Source organism: Streptococcus halitosis, from assembly GCF_027691175.1.
In the GTDB taxonomy this organism is placed as follows: domain Bacteria; phylum Bacillota; class Bacilli; order Lactobacillales; family Streptococcaceae; genus Streptococcus; species Streptococcus halitosis_A.
Map to the genome: position 1 here is coordinate 1 of NZ_JAQFBD010000013.1, position 529 is coordinate 529.

1 protein-coding gene is annotated in these 529 nt (G+C 33.1%); it reads right to left on the bottom strand.

Annotated features, from left to right (window positions below):
• A partial coding sequence (locus tag PG086_RS09685; protein WP_270748847.1) for a CadD family cadmium resistance transporter occupies positions 1-529 on the bottom strand: 529 nt, incomplete at both ends.

The window sequence follows — 529 nt, forward strand, 5'->3', positions numbered from 1 at the left end:
ACAACGGCAATAAACCATCTGCTATATTTTTCCAAAGTTTCTCCAACAGAAGGGACTTGTGCCAATTTTTGGGCAGAAAAAACCAAGAGATAAATCATGACTAGAAAGGTAAGTAAAGCCACTATCAAATTCGCTAAATTTAAGGTAATAAAATATGGGACAAAAACACCAATATTGTCAGCACCACAACTTGCAAAAGTAATCATAGCGACTAGAAAAATCAGGTTTTTATTATCTTTGCGCAAACCATCTTTTGCAATAGCTTCTCCATCAGAATCTCCTAAAAGCAAAACTTTGAGTCCTAGGAAAATTGGAATCAAACCGAGCAAACCTAAAATCTCTTTACTAGGAATATAATTTAAGACAAATGCAAAAAGTAAACTTAGCAATATTAGACTAACAGAGCCTAGAAATTGTCCTAAATAGATGTTAATGATGTCTTTTCTGCTTTTTCTTTTGGCAAAAAATAACATTAGGATAATAAGTAAGTCTACGGCTGTCCCAGAATACAGGATTATTGAAGTAACAA